This is a genomic window from Variovorax ureilyticus (assembly GCF_050632185.1).
Classification (GTDB): Bacteria; Pseudomonadota; Gammaproteobacteria; order Burkholderiales; family Burkholderiaceae_C; genus Variovorax; species Variovorax ureilyticus_A.
The window spans coordinates 2,089,901-2,106,128 of the sequence record NZ_CP192579.1 but is presented as its reverse complement, the minus strand read 5'-3'; the positions used below and the strand labels follow the sequence as shown (position 1 = coordinate 2,106,128).

The 16,228-nt window shown below is 67.2% G+C and carries 15 protein-coding genes and 1 pseudogene; 11 read left to right on the top strand and 5 right to left on the bottom strand.

Annotated features, from left to right (window positions below):
* Positions 1-39: 39 nt before the first annotated feature.
* The 8 genes from ACQ858_RS10455 to ACQ858_RS10420 are packed head-to-tail and all read left to right on the top strand — an operon-like array spanning position 40 to position 8,963.
* On the top strand, positions 40-2,220 hold the full coding sequence (locus tag ACQ858_RS10455) for a hypothetical protein (RefSeq protein WP_431276559.1): 2,181 nt from the start codon (positions 40-42) through the stop codon (positions 2,218-2,220).
* Positions 2,187-2,567, top strand: a complete 381-nt coding sequence (locus ACQ858_RS10450) for a hypothetical protein (RefSeq protein ID WP_431276558.1) — start codon at positions 2,187-2,189, stop codon at positions 2,565-2,567. The genes ACQ858_RS10455 and ACQ858_RS10450 overlap by 34 nt, the downstream gene beginning before the upstream one ends.
* Positions 2,568-2,587: 20 nt before the next feature.
* Positions 2,588-4,459 (top strand): GMC family oxidoreductase, encoded by a 1,872-nt coding sequence (locus tag ACQ858_RS10445; protein WP_431276557.1) that lies wholly within the window; start codon positions 2,588-2,590, stop codon positions 4,457-4,459.
* A 60-nt stretch (positions 4,460-4,519) separates the two neighbouring features.
* Complete coding sequence (locus ACQ858_RS10440; RefSeq protein ID WP_431276556.1) at positions 4,520-4,951, top strand: hypothetical protein; 432 nt, start codon at positions 4,520-4,522, stop codon at positions 4,949-4,951.
* Between the two features lie 7 nt (positions 4,952-4,958).
* Positions 4,959-5,369: a hypothetical protein gene (locus ACQ858_RS10435; protein WP_431276555.1), complete on the top strand. Its 411-nt coding sequence runs from the start codon at positions 4,959-4,961 to the stop codon at positions 5,367-5,369.
* Complete coding sequence (locus tag ACQ858_RS10430) at positions 5,345-6,253, top strand: hypothetical protein (RefSeq protein ID WP_431276554.1); 909 nt, start codon at positions 5,345-5,347, stop codon at positions 6,251-6,253. Before ACQ858_RS10435 ends, ACQ858_RS10430 begins: the two co-directional genes overlap by 25 nt.
* On the top strand, positions 6,235-7,740 hold the full coding sequence (locus tag ACQ858_RS10425; protein WP_431276553.1) for a Dyp-type peroxidase: 1,506 nt from the start codon (positions 6,235-6,237) through the stop codon (positions 7,738-7,740). The genes ACQ858_RS10430 and ACQ858_RS10425 overlap by 19 nt, the downstream gene beginning before the upstream one ends.
* Positions 7,737-8,963, top strand: a complete 1,227-nt coding sequence (locus ACQ858_RS10420) for a hypothetical protein (RefSeq protein WP_431276552.1) — start codon at positions 7,737-7,739, stop codon at positions 8,961-8,963. Before ACQ858_RS10425 ends, ACQ858_RS10420 begins: the two co-directional genes overlap by 4 nt.
* 8 nt (positions 8,964-8,971) lie before the next feature.
* Here ACQ858_RS10420 and ACQ858_RS10415 read toward each other — a convergent pair whose 3' ends face one another.
* The 4 genes from ACQ858_RS10415 to ACQ858_RS10400 form a co-directional block, all read right to left on the bottom strand.
* Positions 8,972-9,250 (bottom strand): hypothetical protein, encoded by a 279-nt coding sequence (locus tag ACQ858_RS10415; RefSeq protein WP_431276551.1) that lies wholly within the window; start codon positions 9,248-9,250, stop codon positions 8,972-8,974.
* A 171-nt stretch (positions 9,251-9,421) separates the two neighbouring features.
* Positions 9,422-10,807, bottom strand: coding sequence for an MATE family efflux transporter (locus ACQ858_RS10410; RefSeq protein ID WP_431276550.1), 1,386 nt, complete (start codon positions 10,805-10,807; stop codon positions 9,422-9,424).
* Positions 10,804-11,376, bottom strand: a complete 573-nt coding sequence (locus tag ACQ858_RS10405) for a DUF2239 family protein (protein ID WP_431276549.1) — start codon at positions 11,374-11,376, stop codon at positions 10,804-10,806. Before ACQ858_RS10405 ends, ACQ858_RS10410 begins: the two co-directional genes overlap by 4 nt.
* Positions 11,377-11,435: 59 nt before the next feature.
* Complete coding sequence (locus tag ACQ858_RS10400) at positions 11,436-11,933, bottom strand: hypothetical protein (RefSeq protein ID WP_431276548.1); 498 nt, start codon at positions 11,931-11,933, stop codon at positions 11,436-11,438.
* Between the two features lie 154 nt (positions 11,934-12,087).
* On the opposite strand from ACQ858_RS10400, the pseudogene ACQ858_RS10395 reads away from it, so the two are divergent.
* The 3 genes and pseudogenes from ACQ858_RS10395 to ACQ858_RS10385 all read left to right on the top strand — a co-directional run bounded on the left by ACQ858_RS10395 (position 12,088) and on the right by ACQ858_RS10385 (position 15,827).
* Positions 12,088-14,462 (top strand): annotated as a pseudogene (locus ACQ858_RS10395) (Tex family protein).
* A 23-nt stretch (positions 14,463-14,485) separates the two neighbouring features.
* A complete protein-coding gene (locus ACQ858_RS10390) occupies positions 14,486-15,556 on the top strand; it encodes a phospholipase (RefSeq protein WP_431276547.1) in 1,071 nt (356 codons plus the stop codon).
* A gap of 49 nt (positions 15,557-15,605) precedes the next feature.
* Complete coding sequence (locus tag ACQ858_RS10385) at positions 15,606-15,827, top strand: hypothetical protein (protein ID WP_431276546.1); 222 nt, start codon at positions 15,606-15,608, stop codon at positions 15,825-15,827.
* Position 15,828: 1 nt separating this feature from the next.
* Here ACQ858_RS10385 and ACQ858_RS10380 read toward each other — a convergent pair whose 3' ends face one another.
* Positions 15,829-16,227: an MAPEG family protein gene (locus ACQ858_RS10380; RefSeq protein ID WP_431276545.1), complete on the bottom strand. Its 399-nt coding sequence runs from the start codon at positions 16,225-16,227 to the stop codon at positions 15,829-15,831.
* Between the last annotated feature and the right edge of the window lies 1 nt (position 16,228).

Sequence of the window (16,228 nt, the reverse complement as noted above, 5' to 3'; positions counted from 1 at the left end):
GCGACCAGGCACACGGGCGCTGACGCAGGAGGGAAAGCAATGACCCAGAGGTGCTGGCGCGCGGCAAGTCTCCTGCCGCTTCTCGCGTGTGCCGTGCTTGCGGCATGCTCCAAGGGGCCGCAACCCGGCGAAGTTCTCGACGAAGCCCGGCTGGCCGGACGCGATGCAAAGTCGTTTCCGCAGGCCGACGAGGACTACTTCCACGACATGGACAACGGCATTGCGCTCTCGTCCGAAGAGATCCGCGGCCGCAACATGTGGCTGGTCTGGAGCGGCGGCAACGACCGCTTCTGGAACCTGATGACCGAGTACACCTTCGGCGCCTTCGATCTGCTGAAGATCATCAGCTCGCACCCCAGCCAGGGCTATTCGCGGACCAACCGGTGGAAGTACTTCGGGCTGGTGAACGAACCCTGCTTCGAGAACGCGAGCGGCCCCGACAAGAACCGGCGCGGCCTGTGGCTCGACGTGCGCAGCAAGGACTGCGCGCCCGATCCGTTCGAGAACGAGACGAAGTACCCGGGCGTGAAGATCGGCTCGCGCGGCCAGCCGCTGGGCGACGGCACCACGCAGCCCGTGGGCTCGTACTACGGCTATGCCACCGGCATTGCGGGCCTCAGGCTCTTTCCGAACCCGGCCTTCGACGAGAAGGCCGCCAAGGAATGGGATGCCGAGCGCTACTACACCGACCCGAGCTACTACAACCGCAAGGACCTCGTGCGGCCCTACCGCGTGGGCATGTCGTGCGGCTTCTGCCATCTGGGGCCGAGCCCGATCAAGCCGCCGGCCGATCCGGGCAATCCGAAGTTCGAGAACCTGAGTTCGTCGGTGGGCGCGCAGTACATGTGGGTGGATCGGCTCTTCATCCACAACTCGAACAAGCCGCAGGGCCGCACCAACTACATGTACCAGCTCGCGCACACCTACCGCCCGGGCACGATGGACACCTCGCTGGTCTCCACCGACATGATCAACAACCCGCGCACCATGAACGCGGTCTACGAGTTCGGCGCGCGCATGGGCTCGGCCAAGCGGCTCGGCGCCGAGAAGCTCGCGGGTGGCGAGCTGGACAACAAGCAGTTCAACGACTTCCTCGCCGAAGGGCCGTTGACCGAGTTCTACTCGAAAGGCGACAGCATCGTGCGCACGCCGCGCGTGTTGAAGGACGGCGCGGATTCGGTGGGCCTCCTGGGGGCGCTCAACCGCGTGTACCTGAACATCGGTCTCTTCAGCGAGGAATGGCTGCTGCACTTCAACCCCGTGGTCGGCGGCAAGACCATCACGCCGATCCTCATCGCCTCGGCGCAGAAGAATTCCAGCTATTGGCAGGCCACCGAGATCGGCAACTTCGACACGGCGAAGTTCTTCCTCAAGGCCGCGAAGCCCGACCACCTCAAGGACGCGCCCGGCGGCGACAAGTACATGGCCGATGCCGCCACGCTGAAGCGCGGCAAGGTCGCGTTCGCCGACACCTGCGCGCGCTGCCATTCGAGCAAGGCGCCCCCGGTGCCCGAATCGCTCGGGCTGACGCCTGCGCGCTGCGCCGGCCCGGGCTACGTCGAATGCTTCAAGCGCTACTGGACCTGGACGCAGACCGACGAGTACAAGGCGCAGATGCGCAAGATCGTGCAGGCGCCGGATTTCCTGGAGGGCAACTACCTTTCCACCGACCAGCGCATCCCGGTCACGCTGCTGCGCACCAACGCCTGCAGCCCGCTCGCGACCAACGCGCTGCGCGGCAACATCTGGGACAACTTCTCGTCGCAGACCTACAAGAGCCTGCCCTCGGTGGGGACGATCACGATCGTCGATCCCTTCACGGGCGAGCCCAAGCCCTACCTGATGCCGGCGGGCGGGCGTGGCTTCACGCGGGTGCCTTCGCTGATCAGCGTCTGGTCCACCGCCCCGTTTCTCCTGAACAACACGGTCGGCGAGGCGGACCCGGACAACAACCCGTCCGTCGAAGCGCGGATGAAGGTCTTCGACGCCTCGATCGAAGAGATGCTGTGGCCCGAGAAGCGCAAGACCGATCCCGAGCTCGGCGCGAAAGCCGGCGGCATCATCGACCGCACGACCGAGCGCAGCACCGTCACCATTCCTGCCGGCTTCGTACCCGAAGCGGCGCAGCCCTGCAGGGCACGCTGCATCGCTGGCTGCCGTGGCTGGTCAAGGAAGAGGGCGACATCGTGCTCGGGCCCATTCCCAAGGGCGTCCCGGTGAACCTGCTGGCCAACCTCAGGCTTCGCGCCGAAGCCGACGGCATCGACGAGAAAGTCAGCTACGTCAAGGACGTCGGCGAGCTGCTCGTCAAGCTCAAGCGCACGCTCGCCAGCGTGCCAGCGGACGCGACCGACGAGGAGCTGCGCAAGCATTTCGCGGTGGTGCGCGGCCCGCTGCTGGCGCTGAGCAAGTGCCCCGACTTCGTGGTGAACCGCGGCCACTATTTCGGCACTGCGCGGTTCAACCAGCAGGAGGGCCTGAGCGACGACGAAAAGTCCTTCGGCCGCGAGCCGGTCCTCGGCGACGACGACAAGCGCGCATTGATCGCTTTCCTCAAGACTTTCTGACCGCCTCCCGACCGCGTCCCATGCACGGAGCCGACCCGACCGACTGGGACTACGTCATTGTCGGATCGGGGGCGGGCGGGGGCACGCTGGCGGCCCGTCTGGCCGAGGCGGGCATGCGCGTGTTCCTCATCGAAGCCGGGGACGATCCGCGCACGGGCGACAGCCGCCTGCCGGACGACTACGACGTGCCGGCCTTCCACGCCTTCGCGTGCGAGAACCCGGCGATGAGCTGGAACTTCCATGTGCGCCACTACGCCGACGAAGCGCAACAGGCGAGGGACTGGAAGCACGTGCCGGGGCGGGGCGTGTTCTATCCGCGCGCGGCGGGCCTCGGCGGCTGCACCGCGCACAACGCGATGATCTTCATGTTCCCGCATGCCTCGGACTGGGATCACATCGCGCAGCTCACCGGCGATCTCTCCTGGCGAGCCACCCACATGCACCGCTACGCGCAGCGGGTGGAGGATTGCCGTCACCGGCCGGTGTGGCGCGCGCTGCGGCATCTCGGGCTCGACCCGACCGGCCATGGCTGGCAGGGCTGGCTGCGCATCGAGAAGGCCATTCCGCTGACGGTGCTCGGCGACGACGGATTGGTGCGCGTGCTGCGCGACACCGCGCGGACTTTCGCGAGCACTCTGCCCACGCCCTTGCTCAGCACGCTGCGCTGGTTGCGCGGCGGTATGGGCGACCCCAATTCGCGGCGCGCGACCGGCAAGAACTTCGAAGGCATCTGCTATACGCCGCTCGCGACATCCGGCCACTGCCGCGTCGGTGTGCGTGAGCGGCTGCTCGACGTCGCCCGCCGGCATCCCGACCGCCTGCATATCGAGCTCGGTGCACTCGCCACCCGGCTGATCTTCGATTCCGATGGCGGCGTCTGCGGCGTCGAGTACCGCAAGGGCGAGAGGCTCTACCGCGCCCATGCGAACCCGAGCGCATCGAGCGGCGAGCTGCACGAGGCGAGGGCGCAGCGCGAGGTCGTCCTGTGCGGCGGTGCCTTCAACACGCCGCAGTTGCTGATGCTCTCTGGCATCGGACCGGCAGACCATCTCGCCGAGCACGGCATTCCGGTGCGCGTCGATCTTCCGGGTGTCGGACGCAATCTGCAGGACCGCTATGAAGTCGCGGTCACGCACCGCATGTGCGCGCCGTGGGAAGTCCTCGAAGGCGCGCGCTTCGACCGCGACGACACGTTGTGGCGCCACTGGAACGGCGGCGAATCGGGCATGTACGCATCGAACGGCGCGGCGCTCGGCGTGGTGCAGCGATCGCAGGCCGCAGAGCGTCGCGGGCTGCCGCCGGACCTGTTCTGCATGGCGCTGCTGGCACGCTTCGAGGGCTACTTCACCGGCTTCTCGAAATGGATCCGCGACTATCACGACCGCCTCACATGGGCCGTGCTCAAGGCGCATACGCAGAACCGCGCGGGCACCGTCCGGCTGCGTTCGGCCGATCCGCGCGACATGCCGGCGATCGACTTCCATTACTTCGAGGACGGCAGCGACGCGGCCGTCGAAGACCTGCAGGCGGTGATCGAAGCCATCCGACTCGTGCGCCGCATGACCGCGCCGCTGATCAGCAGCGGATGGATCGCCGAGGAGCTCGCGCCCGGTCCTGATGCAAAGAGCGACGAGGCGCTGGCCGCTTATGTGCGCGACACCGCATGGGGCCATCACGCCTCGTGCTCGTGCCCCATCGGCGCGCAGGAAGAGGGCGGCGTGCTGGACAGCACCTTCCGGGTGCACGGCGTGAAGCGCCTGCGCGTGGTCGATGCCTCGGTGTTCCCGCGCATCCCGGGTTTCTTCGTTGTCGCGGCGGTCTACATGATTGCGGAGAAAGCGGCCGACGTGCTCTTGCAGGAGGCGGACCGCACACCTCTTTCGGCAAATTGACGGCCCCCATCGATCGGCAGACACTTCGCCGGCAAAGGGGCTTCCCCGAGGAGAAGGTGTATGGCGTACGACGTGGCACAACTGCTCGAGATGTCGCAGCAGCAGCTCGACGACCTGTTCCGCGAAAGCCCGGCCGGAGACATCCCCAACGGCGAAGCCGAGGGCACCGCGATCATCGCGCCCGGCACGCGCTATTCGGAATCGATCGCGAAGATCATCAACTACTTCGGCTGGCAGGGGAAAGTGTTCGATGCCGAGAAGGGCGTGCTGAAGAACAAGATCACGCCCTTCGGCGTCGAGGCCATCGTGGCCAAGGTCGGCAAGGGCGACAGCTGGCTCGACGGCAAGGAGTGCATCGTGCTCGACTACTCCGCCACCTCTCTGGTCGCCCACTGGATTCGCGACGAGATACGGCTCATCTCCCCCAACTTCTACCTGGGCAAGGTGTATTGGGGCAAGGAACGCCTGATCGACTTCTGCCTCAAGTTCTGATGATGCGGTGACGCCTCAATCCCACTTCATGGTGGTGGCAGCGCTGGCGGAGGGCCGTGAACAGGCCCTGCGGGAGTTGCTGGGCACCATGAACCTGCTGCCGGGCACGGCCGACCCCGCGAACGCGCTCGTGCCTTTCGGCGAGTTCGAGGGTCTGCATTTCGCGCGCTTCGCGGTGCTCGTCGACGCCACCGGGTCGGACTTCGAGGTCTTCGATCTGCCGAGGCCGCGGGTGCCGGTCTATCTCGCGTTCCTCGGCGAGTGCGACGGGCCGGCCGAGGCGCAGCTTGCGGAATTCGTCGACCGCGCGGGCGAAGGGGTTCGCCGCATCTTCGCGCACTGCGAAGGCTTCGATGCGGGCGGCGATCTGCTGGCGTGGCTGAAGGCGCGCCGGTGCCCACGGCCGCGGGCTACGTGAACTGGATCGGCCGCACCGTGAGGCAGATTCGCGAGAACAGCGCGCTGCAACGGGCGCTGTCGTCGCAGGTGCCGCGCGACGGCACCGTGGCCCACGATCCGCAGGCCGCGCGGCGTGCGCTGATGGCCTACGTGCAGCAGGAGCAGCTCGAAGGCCGCCTGCTTTTGACATCCGCGGAGCGCACGCCGTTCGGCTGGCAGGTCCGCAATGGCCTCCACGCGGCAGGCATCCCTCTGATCGGGCTGATCCTGTTGCCGCTGATCGTCGTGCTCTCGCCTGTTGCCATCGTGCTGCTGCGCCGCCACGAGAAGAGCGACCCGGAGTTCTGCCCTCGGCCCGAGCGTGCTGCCGTGCGAGAGATGCAGCAGCTCGAAGACCACGACCTCACCAACAGCTTCACCGCGCTCGGCTGCGTCAAGCCTGGATGGTTCCGCCGTCGGCTGACGCAGCTCCTCCTGCTGCTCATCGACTACGCGGCCCGCCATGTCTTCGGACGCGGTCATCTCGCGCGCGTGCAGACGATCCACTTCGCGCGCTGGGTCTTCCTCGACGACAAGTCGCGCGTGCTGTTTGCAAGCAACTACGACGGCAGCCACGAGGCCTACATGGACGACTTCATCAACAAGGCGGCGTGGGGGCTGAACCTGATCTTCAGCAACGGCTTCGGCTGGCCGCGCACCGACTGGCTCGTGAAGGGCGGCGCGCGCCACGAGCTGCGCTTCAAGTACTACCAGCGCCGTCACCAGTTGCCGACGCAGGTCTGGTACAAGGCCTACCCCGGTCTTACGCTCACGGACCTGAATCGCAACCAGCGCATCCGCGAAGGCTTCGAGATGGCATCGATGAGCGACGAACAGGTGCTTGCATGGCTGAGGCTGCTATGAACCGGCCGGCCATCGACTACGAGGATATCCAGGGCATCGTGCGCTTCGGCCACAAGCGCATGACACAGGCCTGCTTCCTGCTCTTGCGCGTGACGGATGCCCGCGCCGCGCGCGCATGGCTCGCCAACGCGCGCGTTACCAGCGCGATGACGCAGGAGCCGGCGCCCACGACCGCGCTGCAGATCGCATTCACGAGCAGTGGCCTGCGCGCGCTCGGCGTGGCCGACGACATCGTCGAAGGCTTCTCGACCGAATTCATTGTCGGCATGAGCAGCGATCCGGCCCACTCGCGCCGGCTCGGCGACCTCGGGCCGAACGATCCCGCGCACTGGCAATGGGGCGGCACGCCCGACGCGATCCCGCATGTGATGGTGATGCTTTACGCCGAGCCCGGCGGCCTCGAAGCATGGGGCATCGAAGCGCTGGCCGGTGCGGAAGAGGGCCTCGAGCAGCTCGCCTGCCTTACGACCTCCGACATGGACGGCGTCGAGCCTTTCGGCTTTGCGGACGGCATCTCCCAACCCACGCTCGACTGGCAGCGCAAGCGCGCGGCGCGCGACGAGGAGCGCGAGGACTACACCAATCTCTCGTGTCTCGGCGAGTTCCTGCTCGGCTATCCGAACGAATACGGCGGCTACACCGACCGGCCGCTGCTCGATGCGGCGCGCGATCCCGACGCGGTGCTCGCGCCCGCGGAAGACGCGCCGGACAAGGCCGATTTCGGCCGCAACGGCAGCTACCTCGTGCTGCGGCAACTCGAACAGGACGTCTCGGGCTTCTGGCGCTTCATCGACGCACAGGCGCAGGGCGATCCGGCGGACCGCAAGCGGCTGGCCGAAGCGATGGTCGGCCGGATGATGGATGGCGAGCCGCTCATGGGCCGCGCCAACGAGGCCATCGACGGTGAGGACGATCCTCGCAACACCTTCACCTACCGCGACGACGACCGGGGCCTGCGCTGCCCGATCGGCGCGCACATCCGCCGCAGCAATCCGCGCAACGCCGATCTGCCGGCGGGGCCGCCGGGCTTCATTTCGTGGGCGGCGCGCACGCTGGGTTTCGACGCGAGGGCGCTCGCGAACGACCTCGTCGCCTCGACGCGCTTCCACCGGCTGCTACGGCGCGGGCGCGAATACGGCCCCGGCGTGTCGCTCTCCGATGCGCTCTCGGGCCACACGCCGCAGGAGGGCACCGGCCTGCACTTCATCTGCCTCGGCGCGAACATCGCGCGGCAGTTCGAGTTCGTGCAGTCGGCGTGGCTCGCCGGCATCCGGTTCGACGGATCGCGCGACGAAAGCGATCCGCTCATCGGCAACCACCTCCCGCGTGCCGATGGCGCCGCGACCGATTGTTTCTCGATGCCCGTGGCCCACGGACCCGACCAGCGTGTCTGCGGCCTGCCGCAATTCGTGACGGTGCTCGGCGGCGCGTATTTCTTTCTGCCCGGGCTTCGCGCGCTGCGCTACATCGCGAAGGGAGAACCATGAATTCGAATGTCAGTCGCCCGACGCCGCGCGCCAACACCGGCTCGTTGTGGCGCAACGCCGTCAGCGACGCGGGCATGGCCTTCATCCGCCTGGAGCGCCGCTTCGATCCCCTGTTCCGGCCGGCTTTCGATGCCTTCCTGCGCGATCCGCTCGCGCGCTTCGCCACCGCGCTCATCAACAGCCGGCGCGAGAACGAAGGGCTCGGCATCGCAGAGGAAAGGCTCCTGCCCGACGAGGAAAGCTTCACCGACTCGATCGTCAAGAGCTTCACTCGGCAGATGACCGACCTGTGGAAGCCGGGCGGCTTCGAGCGCGGCGGCAACACCAAGACGCAAGGCATCGTGCGCGGCGAATTCATCGTGCACGACGACATTCCCGAGCAGATGAAGCGCGGCATCTATGCAAAGCCGCAGACTTTCCGCGCGTGGGTGCGCTTCTCGGGGCCGGGGCCCTACATCACGCCGGACATCGACGACGTGGGCTTCATGAGCATCAGCATCAAGCTGATGGGCGTGCCCGGCGAGAAGCTGATGGACGAGGAGAAGCACACGCTGGACATGTTCGCCGTTTCCACGCCGACCTTCGTCACGCCGGATGTCCGCTGCAACGCGGCGCTGCAGATCGAGAGCGTGAAGAACGCGCAGATCTTCTACTTCGTGAACCTGCGCGAATCGCACATCCTCGACCTCGTGATGCAGTCGCTCTTCATCAAGACGCAGAGCAGCCCTTTCGAGGCGCCTTACTTCAGTTGCGTGCCCTACCTCATGGGCGAAGGGCAGGCGATGCAGTATTCGGTGTGGCCCAAGACGAACAAGCGCACGCCGATCCCGCGCCTGCCGTTCCGGCCGCCCGACGACTACCTGCGCAAGGCGATGGTCGCTTCGCTCGAGGCGGGCGATGTGGAACTCGACTTCCGCATCCAGATGCAGACCGACTCGCACCTCATGCCGATCGAGAACGCGGGCGTGCTGTGGCCGGAGAAGCTCTCGCCGCGCGTCAGCGTCGCCACGCTGCGCCTGCCGCGGCAGAAGTTCGATTCACCCGCGCAGATGGAATTTGCAAAGCGCCTGTCGTACAACCCGTGGCACACCATCGCGGACCATCGACCGCTCGGCAACCAGAGCCGGGCGAGAAGGCGCATGTACTGGGCGCTGTCGACGCTGCGGCACAACATGAATGCGGTGCCGCATTTCGAGCCGACGGGGGATGAGGTGTTCGAGTAGGGCCGCCATCAGGCCCGATGGCCCAGATCGAATGACCGGCGATTGGCCCACAGATTGACCAGCGCATCGAGCTCCGTCACATAGATGCCCACTTGCGGCGGGCCGATGGAGCCGTCGTCGCGGCGCTTGCTGCGCATCGTCGCATGCCAGAGGCCGTCCGACAGGTGCCGGTATTGGCCGAGGAATTCGCAACCCAGCGGCGTCGTGAGCGAGAAGCCGCACCGGCGCAGAAGAATGCCGTCGCTGCGCGAGCCTTCCACGCCTTTGGTCGAGACGAGGATATGCACCCCGTCGTCCTGGAGGATGTTTTCTCTGGGAAGCGCGGGAAGCACTCCCGGCGTTCCGCTTGAATCTGGCGTGTCCATGGCTCTGCCTATCGGCGGCCGATGGAGCAAGTTGTAGGCGGGTCTTCGCGAAAAAATGTAAGCGCTGTACTTTTCGCAGGCCGGCCCGCCTCGTCAGATCAACCGTCGGATGGTCTTCTTGCGCCAGACCAAACGGTAGTAGCAGGCCTGCATCGTCAGCATCGCCGTGAAGGCCACGGGGTAGGCGATCCAGATGCCGTGGAGGCCGATGCGGTGGCTCATCCACCAGGCCACCGGCACTTCGATCAGCGCGATGCAGAAGATCGAGATGCTGGTCGGCACCAGCACCGAGCCGCTCGCGCGCATGATCCCCGACAGCGCCGAGCCCATGCCGAAGATCACGGTGCTCCACAGCATGATGTGCAGCAGCGTCTGCGCGACTTCGATCACCGGGTCGCTGGTGATGAAGAAGCCCATCAGCGGCCGCGCGAAGAGGTAGCCGAGCACCACCAGCGCGCCGGTGAGCACGAGGTTCATCATCAGCGCGGTGCGCGTGATCGCGCCGAGGCGGTCGGAGCGGCCCGCGCCGATGGCCTGCGCGCCGAGGATCGACGCGGTGATCGCGATCGAGATCGCCGGGAACTGCACGTACGCGACCACCTGGTTCACAGCGCCGTACGCGGCGGTCGCCTCGGAGCCGTAGGTGTTCACGAAGGACAGCAGCGCGAGTTCGGCCAGCGACACCACGATCATCTGCACGCCGGTCGGCACCCCGACCTTGAGCACCGCCTTGAGCAGCGCCGGGCGCACCCGCAGATGTCGCACGAAATCGGCATCGGGCGCGAGCGGGCTCTTCTTGCGGCGCAGATGGAATGCCAGCCAGGTCGTCGCGACCACGAAGGAGACGACCGTCGCGCACGCGCCGCTCGCCACGCCCATCTGCGGCAGGCCGAACCAGCCGCGGATCAGCGAGGGCGTGATGACCAGGCCGATCAGCGTCGAGATCATCAACGTGTAGAGCGGCGTGACCGTGTCGCCCACGCCGCGCAGCATCGCGGTGGAGAGCAGGAACACGAACAGGCCCGGCATCGCGATCAGGATGATCCGCGCATAGCGCGTCGCGTCGGCCAGGATGTCGGGCGGCGTGCCGAGGATGCGCAGCATCGGCTCGGTGAACGCGCCGCCGAACAGTGCCACGCACAGGCCGAACAGAACGCCCACCGTGAGCGTGGTACCGGCGACGGCACGCGCCTTGTCGGGTTCGCGTGCGCCCCAGGCCTGCCCGATCAGCACCGAGGCGCCGGCGCCGAGCCCGATCGTGAAGGCGATGAAGAAGAACATCACCGGAAAGAAGCCCGACACCGCGGCGAGCGCGCCGACGCCGATCATCTGTCCGAGAAAGACATTGTTGAGCGTGCCCGACAGCGACTGCAGGATGTTGCTGAGCAGCATCGGCGCCAGGAAGATCAGGAAGGTCTTCCACAGCGGCCGCGCCGCCATCGCCGCCGCGCGCGGATGGGCGTGCGAAGGCGTGCTCATTCGGCGGCACTCCAGGCCGCCGCGGCGAGCTTGTGCAGGTGTGCCTGGACGTCTTCGGGCCAGCTTGCGATGTGTTCGTCGAAATGCGCGCGATCGCCGGCAAAGAGCGCGCGGGCCGCTTCCTCGAACCCGGGCAGATCGCCGGCGATGGCGGACATGAACCGGTAGGCGGCTTCACGGGCGGCGCGCTGGGCGTCGCGGTCCGCGTGCACGTGGCGCGCCTCGTCGATCAGCCGTCGCAGAGCGACCGATGCGCCCCCGGGCTGGCGGCCAAGCCATTCCCAGTGACGCGGCAGCAGCGTGACTTCGCGCGCGACCACGCCGAGCCTGGGTCTTCCGACGCCGCGCGCGGCGGGCTCGCCGCCAGCGGCTGCCGGGACCTCAGAGGCGCCTTCGCGAAGGTCGATGTCGAGCCGCTCGCCGGTGCTGTCGTCGAACACGAAGGGCTGCACCTGACCGGAGCGCGCGCATTGCTTGCGCACCTCGGCGATGACTTTCGCACGCGGGCCGGACGCAATGCGGTGGAAACCGGCAAAGGCGGTGAGATGGGATTCCTGGGAAGAAGGCATGGGGCGCGAATAATATCCGGGCAAAAATGAAAATGCAATCTACCCGGGTAAAAATTGCATCAGCGCGCGCGCCGGAAGCTGCGCCAGGAGCGGCGCACGCTGTTCCGGATCCCGCGGGCGACGCGCCAGGGCAGGCTCTGCCGAACCATGAGCATGAGCCTGTCCTTCCAGGCCTTCCAGCGCGGATACCAGCGTGCGAAGAGCGGGATGCGCATCAGCGCGGGCTCGACGAGCTGAAAGAGCCGCGCGAGGATCGCGGTGCCGGCCAGCTTGGCCGCGAGCAGCAGCATCACCGCGCTTTTCGCGTGCCCCTCCGCGAGCAGCAGCAGGCCGATGAGCTTGATGGGGAACAGCATCAGCATCGGCGCGAAAAAGGCGAGTACCGCCCCCCAGGGTGAGAGGTTGCGCAGCGCCTGCTCGATGCGTGCCCAGAGCGGCAGGCGGGCAAGCTGCCCGACGAGCCGGGCAAGCGGCTCCCAGCCCCATTCCTCGAAGAGCAGCACCGGCACGATCACGATCGCGGCGAGCGCGCGCAGGAGTTTCTTGAGGAGGCCCATTGCCGACGATTGTCGGGCGTGCGCCGCGAGAACTCGCTACACGAAGTAATGACGAAGTCGTCGCCCGGGGCCTCGATCTGCCTATGGCAAACTTCCGCGCTTTATCTCGCAAGGCGCCTGACGCGGGCGCCGGACCCAGGGACGTCCTTCCAGCATGCAGAAAATCATTCGCCAGCTCGCCGCCGAGATCAAGGTCGGCGAGCACCGGTGAAGGCCGCCGTCGACCTGCTCGACGGGGGCGCCACCGTGCCCTTCATTGCCCGCTACCGCAAGGAGGCGACCAACGGGCTCGACGACACCCAGCTGCGTGAGCTGGAAGCGCGCCTCGCGTACCTGCGCGAGCTCGAAGACCGCCGCGCGGCAGTGATCAAGAGCATCGACGAACAGGGCAAGCTCACGCCCGAGCTGCGCGCCGCGATCGAGGCCGCGCCGACCAAGCAGGAGGTCGAGGACCTGTACCTGCCGTTCAAGCAGAAGCGCCGCACCAAGGGCCAGATCGCGCGCGAGTTCGGCATCGAGCCGCTGGCCGACAAGCTGCTGGCCGACCCGACGCTGGATCCGGCGGTCGAGGCCAAGGCCTTCCTGCAGCCGGCCACCACGCTCGACGACGGCAAACCCGGCCCCGATTTCTCGACCGTGCCGGCCGTGCTCGACGGTGTGCGCGACATCCTCTCCGAGCGCTGGGCCGAAGATGCCGCGCTGGTGCAGAGCCTGCGCGAATGGCTGTGGAGCGAAGGCCTCTTCAAGTCGAGCCTGATGACGGGCAAGGACGAGAACAACGCCGAAGTCGCCAAGTTCCGCGACTACTTCGACTACGACGAACCGATCGGCCGCGTGCCGTCGCACCGTGCGCTGGCGGTGTTCCGCGGCCGCGCGCAGGAGGTCCTCGATGCCAAGCTGGCGCTTCCGGTCGAGCCCGAGCCGGGCAAGCCGTCGATCGCGGAGGGCAGGATCGCGCTGCACCTGGGCTGGAGCCATTCGGGCCGTGCGGCCGACGACCTGATCCGCAAGTGCGTGGCATGGACGTGGCGCGTGAAGCTCGCGCTGTCGACCGAGCGGGACCTGTTCACCCGTCTGCGCGAGGACGCCGAGAAGGTCGCGATCAAGGTCTTTGCCGACAACCTGCGCGACCTGCTGCTCGCCGCGCCGGCCGGCCAGCGCGTGGTGATGGGCCTCGATCCGGGCATCCGCACCGGCGTGAAGGTCGCAGTGGTCGATGCCACCGGCAAGCTGGTCGAGACCGCGACCGTGTTCCCGCACGAGCCGCGCAAGGACTGGGAAGGCTCGCTGCACACGCTCGGCAAGCTCTGCGCCAAGCACAGCGTGAACCTGATCGCGATCGGCAACGGCACTGCGAGCCGCGAAACCGACAAGCTGGCGGCCGACCTCATCAAGCTGCTCGCGAAGATGAGCGCGCAGGCCGGTGCCGGCACGCACGTGATCGAAAAGGTGGTCGTGAGCGAGGCGGGTGCCTCGGTCTATTCCGCCAGCGAATTCGCGGCGCAGGAAATGCCCGATGTGGACGTGAGCCTGCGCGGCGCGGCGAGCATCGCGCGCCGCCTGCAGGACCCGCTGGCCGAGCTCGTGAAGATCGACCCCAAGTCGATCGGCGTGGGCCAGTACCAGCACGACGTGAACCAGAGCGAGCTCGCACGCACGCTGAGCGCGGTGGTCGAGGACTGCGTGAACTCGGTCGGCGTGGACCTCAACACCGCGAGCGTGCCGCTGCTGTCGCGCGTCTCGGGGCTGTCTTCGAGCGTGGCCAAGGCGGTGGTGCGCTGGCGCGAAGCCAACGGCGCCTTCGCGAGCCGGCAGCAGTTGCTGGACGTGACCGGCTTCGGCGCGAAGACGTTCGAGCAGAGCGCGGGCTTCCTGCGCATCCGCGGGGGCACCAATCCGCTGGACATGACCGGCGTGCACCCCGAAACCTATCCGGTGGTCGAGCAGATGATCGAGAAGACCGGCAAGCCGGTCAGCGAGCTGATGGGCCGCGCGGACATGCTCAAGACGCTCAAGCCCGAACTGTTCGCGAACGAGAAGTTCGGTGTCATCACGGTCAAGGACATCTTGGGCGAACTGGAGAAGCCCGGCCGCGATCCGCGTCCCGACTTCAAGGTCGCACGCTTCAACGAAGGCGTCGAAGACATCACGGACCTCGTGGAGGGCATGGTGCTCGAAGGCACCGTGAGCAACGTGGCGCAGTTTGGCGCGTTCGTCGATCTGGGCGTGCACCAGGACGGCCTCGTGCACGTGAGCCAGCTTTCCCACAAGTTCGTGAACGATGCGCGCGAGGTCGTGAAGACCGGCGACATCGTCAAGGTCAAGGTGATGGAAGTCGACGTGGCGCGCAAGCGCATCGGCCTCACGATGAAGCTCGACGCGGCACCGTCGCGCCGCGACGGTCCGCGCGAGAACCGCTTCGAAGGGGCAGGGCGCGGCCACCAGCAGGGCGCGCGCCGCGACAACTCGCCGCAGCCGGCCGGCCAGATGGCCAATGCGTTCGCGAAGCTGCAAGGGCTGCGCAAGTAGATGGACGCGGCGGCGAGCAAGGCGTGAAGGCACTTCGCATCCATGCCGGGCCAGCCGCCCGCGAACACATCGCCGCGCATGGCCTGCGGCCGCAGGACGTGCGCACCATTCCCGGGGCGGCCGGCGGTCCGAAAGGACTGATCCTCGGGCCGATCGATCGCTTCCTCTTCGGCGACTGGCTGCCGCAATCGACGCAACCGGTCGACCTGGTCGGTGCGTCGATCGGCGCATGGCGGCTCGCCAATGCCTGCCTGCACGATGCGAGGCACGCCTTCGGGCAGTTCGAGCAGGGCTACATCCACCAGCACTTCGAAGTGCCGCCGGGGCAGAAGCGGCTGACGGCGCGGCAGGTCAGCGCGCAGTTCGGCGAAGGGCTGCGCAGCTTCTATGGCGGGCGTATCGACGAGGTGCTGCGCCATTCACGATACCGCCTGCATGTGATCACGGCGCGCGGCCGGCACATCCTGGGCCGTGAAGGCCGGGCGCGCACGCCGGTCGGCTACCTCGGCGCCTTCATCACCAACAGCGTTCATCGCAAGAGCCTCGGCGCATGGCTGGAGCGCGTGGTGTTCTCCACGCCGGGCGCGGCGCTGCCTTTCGGCACGCGCGATTTCCGTACCCGGCAGGTCGAGCTGATCAGGGGCAACTTCGAGCTCGCGCTGCAAGCCTCGTGCTCGATTCCGTTCATGCTCGAAGCAGTGCATGACATCCCCGGAGCGCCGCCCGGCGCGTACTGGGACGGTGGCATCACGGACTACCACCTGCATCTCGACTACCTGAATGCGGACGGCATCGTGCTGTATCCGCACTTCCAGAAGGCGGTGGTGCCGGGCTGGCTCGACAAGGGCCTGAAGTGGCGGCACAAGCCCACGGGCTTCCTCGACCGCACCGTGGTGCTCGCGCCCGATCCCGAGTGGGTGCGCAGCCTGCCCAACGGCAAGCTGCCCGATCGCAACGACTTCGTGCGCTACGGCAACGACGTGCAGGCACGCGTGAAGGCCTGGAGCACCGCCGCGAAGGAATCCGAGCGGCTTGCGGACGAGTTCGCCGAGTTCCTGCAACGCGGCAGCGCGGGCGACCTGCTGCCCCTGTGACTTGCGTCCGCGGGCCGGCTAAAGTCGACGCCCATCGGAGAAGATTTTCATGAACGTGACGCGCGTCATCGGCCTGATCCTGATCGTTGCGGGCATCGCGGCCCTCGGCATGGGTGGCTTCAGCTACACGAAGGAAACCCACCAGGCCAAGATCGGCCCCATCGAGCTGTCGATCAAGGAGCGGCAGGAGGTGAACTTTCCGATCTGGGCAGGCGTGGCTGCGATCGTCGTGGGCGGTGCGCTGCTCGTGTTCGGCGGCCGGAAGGGCTGATTCAGGCGCCGGCCGCCTGCCGGCCGTAGGCCGCGAGCAGGCGCAGCGCGGATGCAAGCATCGGCGTGAAGGTGAGCGCCATGCCTGCCACGCGGAACGCATAGCGCTCCCTGACCTGGCTCACGCCCACCGCATGAAGCACGCGCCCGAGCAGGATGCAGATGCCCAGCCCATGAAGGAACCACGGTTGAGGTGCCGTCGATGCGACGAAGTACATCAGCAGCAGATTCAACGGCACGTATTCCGCGAAGTTCGAATGCACGCGCATCGCGCGCAGCATGCGCTCGTCGCCCGCATCGCCGATCACGATGCGCAGGCGTCGCCGCAGGGTCAGCGTGCGGAAACTCAGGCCGAAGAACAGCAGCGCGAGCAGGGCGGCGTAGAGCCAGACGATGTGCATG

Coding starts and splice junctions, on each gene's coding strand:
- ACQ858_RS10455 (WP_431276559.1), top strand. CDS start 40: ATGACCCAGAGGTGCTGGCGCGCGGCAAGTCTCCTGCCGCTTCTCGCG.
- ACQ858_RS10445 (WP_431276557.1), top strand. CDS start 2,588: ATGCACGGAGCCGACCCGACCGACTGGGACTACGTCATTGTCGGATCG.
- ACQ858_RS10440 (WP_431276556.1), top strand. CDS start 4,520: ATGGCGTACGACGTGGCACAACTGCTCGAGATGTCGCAGCAGCAGCTC.
- ACQ858_RS10425 (WP_431276553.1), top strand. CDS start 6,235: ATGGCTGAGGCTGCTATGAACCGGCCGGCCATCGACTACGAGGATATC.
- ACQ858_RS10420 (WP_431276552.1), top strand. CDS start 7,737: ATGAATTCGAATGTCAGTCGCCCGACGCCGCGCGCCAACACCGGCTCG.
- ACQ858_RS10410 (WP_431276550.1), bottom strand. CDS start 10,807: ATGAGCACGCCTTCGCACGCCCATCCGCGCGCGGCGGCGATGGCGGCG.
- ACQ858_RS10405 (WP_431276549.1), bottom strand. CDS start 11,376: ATGCCTTCTTCCCAGGAATCCCATCTCACCGCCTTTGCCGGTTTCCAC.
- ACQ858_RS10400 (WP_431276548.1), bottom strand. CDS start 11,933: ATGGGCCTCCTCAAGAAACTCCTGCGCGCGCTCGCCGCGATCGTGATC.
- ACQ858_RS10385 (WP_431276546.1), top strand. CDS start 15,606: ATGAACGTGACGCGCGTCATCGGCCTGATCCTGATCGTTGCGGGCATC.
- ACQ858_RS10380 (WP_431276545.1), bottom strand. CDS start 16,227: ATGCACATCGTCTGGCTCTACGCCGCCCTGCTCGCGCTGCTGTTCTTC.